At 57.9% G+C, this 12,061-nt stretch carries 11 protein-coding genes; all 11 read left to right on the forward strand.

Going from position 1 to position 12,061, the window contains the following annotated elements; all coding sequences use genetic code 11:
• The first annotated feature begins 13 nt into the window (after positions 1–13).
• The 11 genes from leuB to ABMA60_RS06925 all read left to right on the forward strand — a co-directional run bounded on the left by leuB (position 14) and on the right by ABMA60_RS06925 (position 12,059).
• Complete coding sequence (gene leuB, locus ABMA60_RS06875; protein WP_392800649.1) at positions 14–1,090, forward strand: 3-isopropylmalate dehydrogenase; 1,077 nt, start codon at positions 14–16, stop codon at positions 1,088–1,090.
• Positions 1,091–1,204: 114 nt separating this feature from the next.
• Positions 1,205–2,317 carry an aspartate-semialdehyde dehydrogenase gene (asd, locus tag ABMA60_RS06880; protein ID WP_392800651.1) on the forward strand — a complete coding sequence of 371 codons (1,113 nt, stop codon included), beginning with the start codon at positions 1,205–1,207 and terminating at the stop codon, positions 2,315–2,317.
• Positions 2,318–2,636: 319 nt separating this feature from the next.
• Complete coding sequence (locus tag ABMA60_RS06885; protein ID WP_392800653.1) at positions 2,637–5,033, forward strand: FimV/HubP family polar landmark protein; 2,397 nt, start codon at positions 2,637–2,639, stop codon at positions 5,031–5,033.
• A 92-nt stretch (positions 5,034–5,125) separates the two neighbouring features.
• Positions 5,126–5,971, forward strand: a complete 846-nt coding sequence (gene truA / locus ABMA60_RS06890; protein WP_392800656.1) for a tRNA pseudouridine(38-40) synthase TruA — start codon at positions 5,126–5,128, stop codon at positions 5,969–5,971.
• 55 nt (positions 5,972–6,026) lie between these two features.
• Positions 6,027–6,689, forward strand: a complete 663-nt coding sequence (locus ABMA60_RS06895) for a phosphoribosylanthranilate isomerase (protein ID WP_392800659.1) — start codon at positions 6,027–6,029, stop codon at positions 6,687–6,689.
• Positions 6,686–7,909: a tryptophan synthase subunit beta gene (gene trpB, locus ABMA60_RS06900; RefSeq protein WP_392800662.1), complete on the forward strand. Its 1,224-nt coding sequence runs from the start codon at positions 6,686–6,688 to the stop codon at positions 7,907–7,909. The genes ABMA60_RS06895 and trpB overlap by 4 nt, the downstream gene beginning before the upstream one ends.
• Positions 7,910–7,919: 10 nt before the next feature.
• On the forward strand, positions 7,920–8,729 hold the full coding sequence (trpA, locus tag ABMA60_RS06905) for a tryptophan synthase subunit alpha (RefSeq protein ID WP_392800664.1): 810 nt from the start codon (positions 7,920–7,922) through the stop codon (positions 8,727–8,729).
• 33 nt (positions 8,730–8,762) lie between these two features.
• Complete coding sequence (accD, locus tag ABMA60_RS06910; protein ID WP_392800667.1) at positions 8,763–9,632, forward strand: acetyl-CoA carboxylase, carboxyltransferase subunit beta; 870 nt, start codon at positions 8,763–8,765, stop codon at positions 9,630–9,632.
• Positions 9,616–10,866: a bifunctional tetrahydrofolate synthase/dihydrofolate synthase gene (gene folC, locus ABMA60_RS06915; RefSeq protein WP_392800670.1), complete on the forward strand. Its 1,251-nt coding sequence runs from the start codon at positions 9,616–9,618 to the stop codon at positions 10,864–10,866. The genes accD and folC overlap by 17 nt, the downstream gene beginning before the upstream one ends.
• Positions 10,867–10,877: 11 nt before the next feature.
• Complete coding sequence (locus ABMA60_RS06920) at positions 10,878–11,468, forward strand: SPOR domain-containing protein (protein WP_392800673.1); 591 nt, start codon at positions 10,878–10,880, stop codon at positions 11,466–11,468.
• 99 nt (positions 11,469–11,567) lie between these two features.
• The gene (locus ABMA60_RS06925) at positions 11,568–12,059 is read left to right on the forward strand and encodes a CvpA family protein (RefSeq protein ID WP_392801378.1); all 492 of its coding nucleotides are present in this window, start codon (positions 11,568–11,570) and stop codon (positions 12,057–12,059) included.
• Positions 12,060–12,061: the final 2 nt, after the last annotated feature.

Here is a 12,061-nt window from a genome sequence, read left to right on the forward strand (position 1 = left end):
TAGAGAGAGCAAGATGACTGCACAGAATGTATTGATCCTGCCGGGCGACGGCATCGGCCCGGAAATCATCGAACAGGCCGAGCGCGTATTGACCACCGTCGCCGACAAAGAAGGTCTAAGCCTCGAGCTGGACCACGCCCTGGTCGGCGGCAGCGCCATCGACGCCACCGGTGGCCCGCTGCCGGAAGACACGCTGAGTAAGGCGAAAGCCGCCGATGCAGTACTGCTCGGCGCGGTGGGCGGCCCGAAATGGGATGGCCTGGAAATGGCCAAGCGACCGGAAAAAGGTTTGCTGGGTTTGCGTTCCGAACTGGGTCTGTTCGGTAACCTGCGTCCGGCGATTTTGTATCCGCAACTGGCCAGCGCTTCGACGCTGAAGCCAGAGGTGGTGTCCGGTCTGGATCTGTTGATCGTGCGTGAACTGACCGGTGGCATCTATTTCGGCGAGCCGCGTGGCGAGCACATCAACGCCAATGGCGAACGCGAAGGCTTCAACACCTACCGCTACGCCGAATCGGAAATTCGCCGCATCGGCCGTGTTGCGTTTGAAGCCGCACGCAAGCGCGACAAGCGGCTGTGCTCGGTCGACAAGGCCAACGTCCTTGAAGTGACTGTGCTGTGGCGCAATATCATGAACGATCTGGCCAAGGAGTACCCGGACGTAGAGTTGTCACATATGTACGTCGACAACGCCGCCATGCAGTTGGTGCGGGCGCCCAAGCAGTTCGATGTGATGGTCACCGGCAATATGTTCGGCGATATCCTGTCTGACTGCGCCGCCATGCTGACCGGTTCCATCGGCATGCTGCCGTCGGCTTCACTGAACGAAGCCGGCCAAGGCATGTACGAGCCGATTCATGGCAGCGCGCCGGATATCGCCGGCACCGGCAAGGCGAATCCGCTGGCGACCATTTTGTCGGTCGCCATGATGCTGCGCTATTCGCTCAATGCGCCGGCTGCGGCCGAGCGTATTGAAGCGGCGGTCAGCCGGGTACTGGATCAGGGTTTGCGCACCGCCGATATTGCTGGCGAGTCCGAAAACTCTGTTTCTACTCAAGCGATGGGCGACGCTGTCGTCGCCGCGCTCTAACACGGCCAAGGCCCGGATGAGCCGGGCCACGGGTACTGCCAAAGCGCAGACCCGCAACGAACGCCAGTGCCCCGCAGCAAGACGGGGCGACTGACAACATAAGAAGAGGTGAATATGAAAGTCGGTATCGTCGGATGGCGAGGAATGGTTGGCTCCGTGCTGATGCAACGCATGCAGGACGAGGGTGATTTCAACGGCATCGAACCGGTTTTTTTCAGCACCAGCCAGGCCGGACAAGCGGCTCCGGACGTAGGCCAAGGCCGGTCCGAATTGCAGGACGCCAACAATCTTGAAGCGCTGGCATCCTGTGATGCCATCGTTACCTGCCAGGGCGGCGACTACACCGAAGCCGTCTATCAGCCGCTGCGCGATACCGGCTGGAACGGCTACTGGATCGATGCCGCTTCCACGCTGCGCATGGCCGATGATTCCATCATCGTGCTCGACCCGGTCAACCGTAATGTCATCGACAAAGGCATCGACGGCGGCGTTAAAACCTTTGTTGGCGGTAACTGCACCGTCAGCCTGATGCTGATGGGTCTCGGTGGTCTGTTCCGTGAAAACCTGGTCGAGTGGGCCTCACCGCACACCTATCAGGCAGCGTCCGGTTCCGGTGCTCGTCATATGCGCGAACTGCTGTCGCAGATGGGCGCGGTGCACGGTGTTGCCAGTCAGTACCTGGATGACCCGGCCTCGGCGATTCTGGAACTCGACCGCACCGTTGCCGACTTTATTCGCAGCGATGCTTATCCGTCGGAACAGTTTGGTGCGCCTTTGGCCGGCAGCCTGATTCCGTGGATCGATAAGGCGCTGCCGTCGGGTCAGAGCAAAGAAGAGTGGAAGGCGCAGGTCGAGGCCAACAAGATTCTCGGTCGTGGCGACAACCCGGTCCCCATCGATGGCACCTGCGTACGCGTCGGCTCGATGCGTTCACACAGTCAGGCGATGACCATTAAGCTGAATCGTGATGTGCCACTTGATGAAATCGAATCCATCATCGCCAGCTCCAACGACTGGGTTAAAGTCATTCCCAACGAACGCGAGTTGAGTATGGCGGAACTGACCCCGGCCAAAGTCACCGGCACCATGAATGTTCCAGTCGGTCGACTGCGTAAAATGGCCATGGGTGGTGAATACCTCAATGCCTTTACCGTTGGCGATCAGCTACTCTGGGGTGCAGCCGAGCCATTGCGTCGCGTACTGGCCATTCTTAATGGCCGGCTGTGATTGCTAACTGATTGATTTTATTTATAAATTAATCATTTTAAGAAGAAGAGGGCGACCACGGCGGTCGCCCTTTTTACGTCGATCGATAAAACCGCGCCGCAACCCGCGCCAGCCGGGGCGTCTGTTGCGAAAAAGTCGTTTATCCATAATACTTGGCGCGGTTTTAGACGCGTTCTAAATACGGATTCAATTGCGATAATCGAATCGCAAAAATCCCGTTGTCGATTTAAGTACCCGATGACTCTTTGAGCCCAGACTTGTTCAAATAATCGGTACCGGTCGAGCATTGATTTCAGGGCTAAGGGATAGAGGAAGGATGATGTTCAAGAAACAGGCGCTCGCGTTTGTGGCAGCGCTGGCTTTGGTGGGTGGCGCCCAGGCTTTAGGATTGGGTGACATTGAACTGAACTCCAATCTGAACGAACCGCTGGATGCCCGTATCGAGTTGCTCGAACCGAGCGATCTCAGTGCCAACGAAATCCTTCCGACTCTGGCCAGCCGACTTGCCTTTGAGCAAGCCGGTGTTGAGCGCGATTTCTTTCTGTCCAATATTCGTTTTGATGTACAGCCTGCTGCCGATGGTGGCCTGGTTATCCAGCTGAGTACCACTCAGGCGGTACGCGAACCCTTTCTAAATTTTCTGGTTGAAGTGAATTGGCCGGGCGGTCGCCTGCTCAAGGAATACACCCTGCTGCTCGACCCGCCGCTGTTCGATACCGAGGCGCAAGATCAGCCGCGCAGTGTTGAACCTGCAGCAACAGCCAGTGCACCGCAACCGGCGGCACCGACCACAGCGCCAGCGCCGCGCCAGTACCAGGTTCAGCGCAACGATACCCTTTGGGAAATTGCACTGGATGTTGACGCTGGAAGTGGCTACATGCCGCAGCAGGTCATGCTGGCGATTCAGGATCTCAACCCGAACGCCTTTATCAACAACAACATCAACCGCATCAAAGCCGGCGAAGTTCTGACGCTGCCGAACGAAGCACAGATTGCGGCTCGCTCGACGCAATTGGCCATCAACCAAGTTGGCCAGCAGAACGTCCAGATCGGTCTGAGTGAGAACGGCCGGCAGCCGGCGCAGGTGCAGTTGTCGGCAACCGAATCGACCAGCTCTGCTTTGCCTCAGGGTGAAGGTGAGCGTGACCCGGATGGTTATCTGGAAGTCACCAACGAAGACGATACCGAGGGCAGCAGTGCCGGTGGCGACGTCTCCAGCGACAGCGAAGTTGAACGTCTGGAAAATGAACTGGCCATCGCCGGTGAATTGAACGATCAATTCGAGCGCGAAAATCAGGCCATGGAAGCGCGCTTGGCTGAGTTGGAAGAGCAACTGGCCATCATGCAGCGCATGCTGAATCTGCAGGATGGCGATGCCGCGGCCTTGCAATCTGAATTGGCGGAGCTGGACGAAGCCGAGACCGAGACAGAAGCCGACGAGGAGCAATCCGGCTGGCTGGATTGGGCCACCATCAAAGAGCAATACGGCATTCTGTGGCAGGAATTCCTCGACTTTATCGACAGTGCCGTCGACTGGGTTATGGACAGCCAGCGCAATATGATCATTGCCGGTGTCGCTGCGGCCGTCTTGTTGTCCTTGCCATTTTTTATTCTGGGACTGGTGCGTCGTTCTGGTGACGACAGCGTCGACTTCCCGGATGACGATCTCGACGACGGTGATGACCTTCTCGATGGGGATGACGAAGACGCCGTCAGCGAAGCTATCCGCGAAGCCGAAATGTACATGGCGTATCACAACTACGAACGCGCCGAAGAAGTGCTGCAGCCTTGGTTATATGACGCCCCTGAGCGTAGCGATCTGGGCCTGAAACTGTTGGAAGTTTACGCCGCCAGTGACGACATTGACGCCTTCGACGATCTGTCCGAGCGTCTGCCGCTGACGGCCGATGAACGCGAGCTGGCCGAGTCGATGCGCGAGCGCATGACCAGCAGCGATTTTGATGATGACTTTGATATTTCGCCCGAATCAGTGGATGAAATACCGGTGACCGACAGTGACTTCGAGGTGCTGGAGTCCGAGCCGCAAGTCGCGGACACCGACGATGACGACGATCTGAACGAGCTGTCGGCCGATCTGCCGGTTGAGGATCTGGATGCTGTCCCAACCCGCTCAGCCGATGAGGCAGAACTTGACGCTGAAGAAACGTCCGATTTCGAACTCGGCCTGGATGAACTGGACGGCGTCGACGAGCTGGAAGAAGAAGCCGGTACCGGTCTGGATTTCGAACTGAGCGATCTGGGTTTGGAAGCCGAAGAAGACGATGACTTGATATCGCCTGACTCGGCAGCGGCGCCAGCAACCGAGTCGGAATCGGTTGACGACGATCTTGACTACAACCTGGATGATGACGCCGAATCGATTCAGGACGAGTTGGACAGCAGCGAACCGCCGATGCTGGATGACGACGAGACCGATTTCGACCTGGACTCTGTTGACCTCAGCGGCCCAGCGGACTCTTCACTACCAGATTGGGATGACGACGACGAAGTCGCTATTCCGGCCGGGGCTGAACTGGAAGAAGACGAGTACGACTTCCTGTCCGGTGCGGACGAAGCCAGCACCAAGCTCGACCTGGCACGCGCCTATATGGAAATGGAAGACGCCGATGGAGCCCGTGACATCCTCGAAGAAGTCCTGACCGAAGGTAACGACGAGCAAAAACGTCAGGCTCAAGAATTGATCGAGCGACTCTAAACCTGACTGTCTGTTTCCGTTAGAATGCGCCGCTCTCTGGAGCGGCGTTTTTATTGGTGAGCCGCTTCTTCGCCAGCCGGACCGGAGTTCCGATGAGTGAAATTTTTCCCTTTCTGAATACAGACCACCGTTACCGTGTCGCCATGGGCGTGGAGTATCGCGGCACTGACTATTACGGCTGGCAGATTCAGAAAACCGGTGTGCCGACAGTGCAGGGCGCCCTGACTGAGGCCATTTCCAGCGTCGCCAATCATCCGGTCGACTTAATTGTCGCCGGCCGGACCGATGCCGGTGTGCACGCCAGTAATCAGGTGATTCATTTTGATACATTCAGCGTGCGCAAAGAATACGGCTGGACCGTCGGTACCAATACCCGCCTGCCGCGCGACATCAGCGTGCAGTGGGCCAAAATTGTCGACACCCACTTTCACGCCCGCTTTGCTGCGCGCGAACGCGCCTACCGCTTTGTCGTCTATAACGCGCCCATTCCCAGCGGCATTTTGCGCGATGGCATGACCTGGGAGCGGCAGCCGTTAGACATCGAACGCATGCAGCAGGCGGCACAACTGCTGATCGGCGAACACGACTTTTCGGCCTTTCGGGCATCCGAATGCCAGGCCAAATCTCCGGTCAAAGAAGTGCGTGAATTAACCCTGGTACAGCAAGGCCGATTGATTGTGTTGCAGGCTCGGGCCAACGGTTTTTTGCATCATATGGTGCGCAATATCATGGGCGTCTTGTTGGCGATTGGCCGTGGCGATAAGCCGGTCGAGTGGGCGCAGCAGGTGCTGGAAACGCGTGACCGCAACCAAGGTGGTGTCACCGCGCCGGGTGCGGGTTTGTATTTCGTGCGCGCCAATTACGATCGCGATGATTTACCCAGGCCTGAGGCCGGCCCCGCTTTTCTCGATGGGTTTCCCGGTCTGGATCCTGTCTAAGCGCGATATTGCTGCGAATCCAGCTTGGGCCGTCTGTGGCGCTTTGATACACTCGGTGGTCCTGAAGGCGGAACTCTCTATGCGCACCCGTATTAAACTTTGTGGCCTGAAACAGATTGCCGAGGTTGAGCTGGCCGACAGCCTGGGTGCGGACGCCATTGGTCTGGTGTTTTATCCGCCCAGTCCGCGTGCTGTTTCCGTCGCCGAAGCCGCGCCACTGGCCACTGCTGCCGGAGCCTTCTGCACCCGCGTCGGTCTCTTTGTGAACCCCAGTGTTGAAGACGTCGAAGCCGTTCTGGCTCGGGTGCCGCTCGATGTGTTGCAATTCCACGGCGATGAAACGCCGGACTTCTGTGCTTCCTTTGGCCGCGCCTGGATGAAAGCCTTGCGGGTGCGCGATGCCCAGCAACTGGCGGCCGATCTGGAAAGCTACAGCGCTGCTAACTCCTTATTGCTCGATGCCTATAAAGCCGGCGAACCGGGTGGTACTGGCGAAACTTTTAACTGGAATCTGATCCCCGAGCGATGGCGAAGCCGTATTATTCTGGCCGGTGGTTTAACCCCGGCTAATGTGGCGCAGGCGGTGCAACAGGTGCAGCCGCTGGGTGTCGATGTCAGTGGTGGCATCGAAGCCAGCAAAGGCATCAAGTCCGCCGAAAAAATGACTGAATTCGTCCGTCAGGTTCGCCTGGCCGACTCGCAGAGAGACATCGCATGAGCAAGCAGCAAGATAAGCCAACCGATTTTCACAGCTTCCCGGATGCCACCGGCCACTTTGGTCCTTTCGGTGGCCGTTTCGCGTCTGAGACCTTGATGGACGCCCTGGACGAACTGTCCGCCATGTACACCAAGCTGAAGGACGACCCCGACTTCCGCGCCGAGTTCGATAAAGACTTAGCGCATTATGTCGGTCGTCCATCACCGCTGTATTTTGCCGAGCGTTTGACGCAGAAATGGGGTGGGGCGGATATCTATCTTAAGCGCGAAGATTTGAATCACACCGGCGCGCATAAGGTGAATAACACCATCGGCCAGGCGCTGCTCGCCAAATACAGCGGCAAGCCGCGCGTTATCGCCGAGACCGGTGCCGGCCAGCATGGCGTGGCGACGGCCACAGTCGCTGCCCGTCTGGGTTTGGAATGCGTCGTCTATATGGGCGCCGAGGACGTTGAGCGGCAAAAGCTGAACGTCTATCGGATGCGCATGCTGGGTGCGACGGTTGTTCCGGTCACCTCCGGTACTCAGACGCTGAAAGACGCCATGAACGAAGCCATGCGCGACTGGGTCACCAACGTCGACAATACTTACTACATCATCGGCACCGTCGCCGGCCCGCATCCCTATCCGACGCTGGTGCGTGATTTCAATTCGGTGATCGGCCGCGAAGCGCGTCGCCAGATTCAGGAGCAAACCGGTTCGCTGCCCGATGCCCTGGTTGCCTGTGTCGGCGGTGGCTCCAACGCCATCGGTCTGTTCTGGGAGTTTCTTAACGACGAAGGCGTCGATATCTATGGTGTCGAAGCCGGCGGTCGTGGTTTGTCCGGTAACGAGCACGCAGCGCCTTTGACCAAAGGTCGCCCCGGTGTACTGCATGGCAACCGCACCTACATCATGGCCGACGATGATGGTCAGATCATCGGCACGCACTCGGTTTCCGCTGGTCTGGATTATCCGGGTGTAGGTCCTGAACATGCCTGGTTGAAAGATTCCGGCCGTGCTCAGTACGAGACAGCCAGCGACGACGAAGCGCTCGAGGCGTTCCGCGAACTGACGCGTGTCGAAGGCATTATGCCCGCGCTCGAATCATCCCACGCTGTTGCCTACGCCAAGAAGCTGGCGCCGCAACTGGGCAAGGGTAAACGCATCATCGTTAACCTGTCCGGTCGCGGTGACAAAGACATTCATACGGTGGCCGGCATTGACGGCCTGACGATCTGAGGACACTGACATGAGTCGTATTGCTGCTACCTTTGATCGTCTTAACAGCGAGGGCCGCAAGGCCCTGATTCCCTTTGTTACTGCTGGCGATCCGCGCCCGGAAGTGACCCTGCCATTGATGCATGCGCTGGTTGCTGCCGGTGCTGACATCATTGAATTGGGCATGCCATTTTCCGATCCGATGGCCGACGGCCCGGCCATTCAGTTAGCCAACGAACGCGCCCTGGCCAACGGCATGACGCTGCGCAAAACGCTGGACATTGTTGCCGAGTTTCGCCAGACCAACACCGACACCCCGGTGGTGTTGATGGGCTACCTCAACCCGGTCGAGTGGATGGGCTATGAAACCTTTGTCGGTCGCGCCGCTGAAGCCGGCGTCGATGGTCTGTTGATGGTCGATATGCCGCCGGAAGAAGGCGATGGCCTGGTGCCTTATGCCAAGGCTGCGGGCCTGGACCTGATTTATCTGGTCACACCAACCACCACTCACGACCGCTTTAACGCCATCGTCGAGCGCGCCAGCGGCTGGATCTACTATGTTTCACTGAAAGGTATCACCGGCGCCAATACCCTGAACGTCGACGAAGTGGAACAGAAGCTCGACTGGATGCGTGAGCACACCGATCTGCCAATCTGTGTCGGTTTCGGCATCAGCAATGGTGAGATTGCAGCGCGGGTGGCTAAGGTATCGAGCGGTGTGATTGTCGGTTCGGCGCTGGTTCGCATCGTCGAAGCGCAGCAATCGCAGAGCGCCGATGAAATTTCTTCACAAGTGTCTCAGTTACTGGGCGATATGCGTTCCGCGATGGATCGCCCATAATGAGGCCATCGAGCATTTGAGGAAGAGGCAAGCATGAGTAGCTGGCTGGACAAAATCGTTCCGTCTTTGATTCGTTCATCATCCGGTCCCAACGCGAAATCCAACATCCCGGAAGGGTTGTGGAAGAAGTGTCCGAAGTGTGCAGCGGTACTGTACCGGCCCGAACTGGAACGCAATCAGGACGTCTGTCCCAAGTGCGAACACCATATGCGCATCAGCGCGCGTCGCCGCATCGACTTGTTCCTCGACGAAAATGGTCAAATGGAACTGGCCAGCGATGTTAAACCGGTTGATCGCCTGAAGTTCAAAGACGGCAAGCGTTATAAAGATCGTCTGGCCGGCGCTCAGAAGAGCACCGGCGAGAACGATGCGCTGGTTACCGTTAAAGGTACCGTCGAAGGTCTGCCGATTGTTGTGGCGGCCTTCGACTTCAACTTTATGGGCGGTTCCATGGGCTCGGTGGTTGGCGAGAAATTCGCTCAGGCCGCCAAAGCGGCGCTGGAAGAAAAGATTCCCTTCATCTGTTTCGCCACCTCGGGCGGCGCGCGTATGCAGGAAGCTTTGTTCTCCTTGATGCAGATGGCGAAAACCTCTGCTGCTATTGAGAAGCTGCATGAAGCGGGTGTGCCTTACGTTTCGGTGATGTTGGACCCCTGCTTTGGTGGCGTTTCTGCGTCGCTGGCGCTGTTGGGTGACGTTAATATCGCCGAGCCGAACGCGTTGATCGGTTTTGCCGGTCCGCGTGTGATTGAGCAAACCGTTCGTGAGCAGTTGCCTGAAGGCTTCCAGCGTTCTGAATTCCTGATGGAAAAAGGCGCCATCGACCTGATTCTGCATCGTCACGAAATGCGCGAACGCATCGCCCGTTTGTTGCGTATGCTGACCCATGCCAAAGCCGCCTGAGGGAGCCAGCCTCAATCTCTGGCTCGACTATCTTGAGCATTTGCACGGCCAGACCATCGATCTTGGTCTGGACCGTGTTCGCCAGGTCGCAGACCGGCTGAACCTGCCGCTGGTCAGCGGCGAACGCCACCGTCCCTTTGTTTTTACCGTTGCCGGCACCAATGGCAAAGGCTCCACCTGTGCGACCTTGCATCAGTTGGCCCTGGCCGCCGATCTGAGCGTCGGCCTCTATACCTCTCCGCATTTGCACCGTTTCAACGAACGTGTGGTCATTGACCAGGATCCCGTCGCCGATGCTGAGCTTATCGAGGCGTTCGAGCAGGTTGAAGCGGCCCGTGGTGATGTCAGCCTGACCTATTTTGAATTCACCACTCTGGCGGCTTTTGTATTGTTTAACGCCGCTGATCTGGATGTCTGGGTGTTGGAAATTGGTCTGGGCGGTCGCTTGGACGCGGTCAATCTGGTCGATGCCGATATCAGTATTCTGACCACCGTCGATCGTGATCATCAGGCCTTTCTAGGCGATGACATCGAACAGATCGGCCGTGAAAAGTCTGGCGTATTCCGTGCCGAGCAGCCCGCTGTTCTGGGGTCGGACGAACTGCCGATATCGGTGCAGGAAACCGCCTTGAGTGTCGGCGCGCGGCTCTATCCGTTCGGCACTGAGCATGGCGCTAACGACGCCGGCATCTGGTGGCGCGGTGGTCGTCTGCCGGAAAATCGTTTGTTGGCGAGCGTGCCGCGTGCCAATCAGGCATCGGCGCTGCAGGCCTTTGCGTTGTCGCCCTTTGAGTTGTCACTGAACCAGATTGAGGCGGCAATTAATGCCGTGGTGTTACCCGGCCGGTTGCAAAGCCTTAGCGTTGAAGGTCGGCGTCTGGTGCTGGATGTTGGTCATAACCCGCACGCAGCGCGTTATCTGGCGCGGCAATTGGCCGGCGAATCCTGGTCGGTGGTGTTGGGAATGCTGGCGGACAAAGACGTCGAAAGTGTGTCCGAGGCGCTCGAACCCATCGTCGGCCGCTGGTATCTGGCGGGTCTGGCAGTGCCGCGTGGCTTGTCGGCCGAGAGCTTGGCGGTGCGGGCGACAGCCGGGGTGGGGCAGTGCTATCATTCGGTCGCTGCCGCAATTGAGGCAGCCCTGGAAGATCCGGCCGGCCGGCCGGTTCTGGTCTGTGGTTCCTTTTATACGGTGGCCGAAGCACTCGAAGCCTTGGTCACTTTTGATCCTTAGTGGAGTTGGGCTTGGACGTTCGCATTCAGCAACGCCTGGTAGGTGGTTTGGTCATCCTGGCTTTAGTCTTTCTGATCGCGCCGGTTGTGCTCGATGGCGAAGGTCGTTTGCCGGAAAAAATCACCCAGATTCCGCCTAAGCCCAAACGTCCTGATCTGTCCCATCTGCAAATAGAACCAGTCACGGATACGACCGTCGAGGTCACTGCCTTGCCGGACGAGGCGCCGGCGCCTGCGATTGCTGGTGTCGACACTCAGCAGCCGGCAGTCGTTGAAGCGCCGGCCGAACCGCAAAGCACGGCACCGGCCGATGAACCTGCGTCCCAACCCGAACAACCCAGTGTGGCTGTCGCTCCAGGCGAACGGGCCTGGAGTGTTCAGGTGGCCAGCTTCCGCGACAGCGCTAAAGCGGCTGCCTTGCGGGATCAGCTACGTGACCAGGGTTTCCAGACCTACGTCAACGAAGTCATCCTGTCGGACGGCACGCTCTTTACCCAGGTATTGGTTGGTCCGGAAACGGAGTTGGACAGCGTCCAGGCACTGAAGGCTGATATTAAGGCTAAGGTTGAGCTGCAAGGCTTGGTGGTTCGCTACGAACCCTGACCGTTTGGTCTACTGACAATGCCTACAGTGACCGGGACAAGGCCGTCCGGGCTCTGTTAGAATGCGCGCTTCTTCAACCGGGTCACTTTATTGCCAGCTATGATCGCCATCGATTGGATCATTCTTCTCATTCTGCTCGTCTCTTCACTGATCAGCATTAAGCGCGGGTTTACCCGTGAAGCTTTGTCGTTGGCCACCTGGATTATTGCTTTGGTTATTGCGCGTTTGTTCAGCGATAACCTGGCGGTGCTGCTCGGCGGGCTGATCGAGTCACCCGCCTGGCGTTACACCGTCGCTTTCGTGGTGCTCTTTATTGCAACGCTTGTGGTCGGCGCGCTGATCAATCATCTGCTGGGCGAGTTTGTTCGCCTCACCGGCCTGACCGGAACTGATCGTGCTCTGGGCGTCGTCTTTGGTTTGTTGCGCGGTTTGGTGATTGTCGTCGCTATCCTGGCCTTGGGGCGTTTGTTTGCCTTGGATCAGTTCTGGCAGGACTCAGCGCTGGTTCCCTATTTCGAACCGGTCATCAAGTGGACCGGCGAGTACATCAACAAGGCATCGGACGCCATTCTCTCCGTCGGAGGAGCCTAATC

The organism is Saccharospirillum sp. HFRX-2 (genome assembly GCF_043196805.1).
Classification (GTDB): domain Bacteria; phylum Pseudomonadota; class Gammaproteobacteria; order Pseudomonadales; family Natronospirillaceae; genus Saccharospirillum.

Excerpts from the sequence above, each read along its gene's own strand:
- trpB (WP_392800662.1), top strand. The coding sequence starts at position 6,686 with ATGAGCAAGCAGCAAGATAAGCCAACCGATTTTCACAGCTTCCCGGAT.
- accD (WP_392800667.1), top strand. The coding sequence starts at position 8,763 with ATGAGTAGCTGGCTGGACAAAATCGTTCCGTCTTTGATTCGTTCATCA.
- ABMA60_RS06885 (WP_392800653.1), top strand. The coding sequence starts at position 2,637 with ATGTTCAAGAAACAGGCGCTCGCGTTTGTGGCAGCGCTGGCTTTGGTG.
- asd (WP_392800651.1), top strand. The coding sequence starts at position 1,205 with ATGAAAGTCGGTATCGTCGGATGGCGAGGAATGGTTGGCTCCGTGCTG.
- leuB (WP_392800649.1), top strand. The coding sequence starts at position 14 with ATGACTGCACAGAATGTATTGATCCTGCCGGGCGACGGCATCGGCCCG.
- ABMA60_RS06925 (WP_392801378.1), top strand. The coding sequence starts at position 11,568 with ATGATCGCCATCGATTGGATCATTCTTCTCATTCTGCTCGTCTCTTCA.
- trpA (WP_392800664.1), top strand. The coding sequence starts at position 7,920 with ATGAGTCGTATTGCTGCTACCTTTGATCGTCTTAACAGCGAGGGCCGC.
- folC (WP_392800670.1), top strand. The coding sequence starts at position 9,616 with ATGCCAAAGCCGCCTGAGGGAGCCAGCCTCAATCTCTGGCTCGACTAT.
- truA (WP_392800656.1), top strand. The coding sequence starts at position 5,126 with ATGAGTGAAATTTTTCCCTTTCTGAATACAGACCACCGTTACCGTGTC.